The following is a 353-nucleotide window of genomic DNA, read 5'->3' on the forward strand; positions in this document are numbered from 1 at the left end:
CTGGCCGACTTCAGTCAATTTTTTTAACATTCGCCACGACGGCCCATTGAACAATAAAAGCGTCCGCTCGCCCTTCAAGCTTCATAGATCTTGCAGCTTGTATCATCAAATCCCAGAAGCGTCTCCCTTGGCGAGAATGGCCTGCAACTTCAGCAAGCTCTTCCAACGCTAACTCTAGCTCATTATSAGCAAGATATTCTTCAAAGTTTTCCAGCTGATCTTTTGCTGTAACAACATCTGAACGAAGAGCAGACCGAGCCTCCCGTAGCCATTTCTCCGTAATTTCCCATTGTTTAAGAATTTCGAGATTCGTCATATTTTTACCTAGCTAGGTGGGCGTCTGTTCCTGGCCG

1 protein-coding gene is annotated in these 353 nt (G+C 46.0%); it reads right to left on the reverse strand.

From position 1 onward, the window contains the following. Nucleotides 1–10: 10 nt before the first annotated feature. Entirely contained in the window at nt 11–316 is a 306-nt protein-coding gene (locus tag AB4Z19_RS30510) for a hypothetical protein (RefSeq protein WP_442027434.1), read from the reverse strand. Nucleotides 317–353 lie beyond the last annotated feature (37 nt).

Source organism: Pseudoduganella sp. RAF19, assembly GCF_052114165.1.
In the GTDB taxonomy this organism is placed as follows: domain Bacteria; phylum Pseudomonadota; class Gammaproteobacteria; order Burkholderiales; family Burkholderiaceae_D; genus Rugamonas.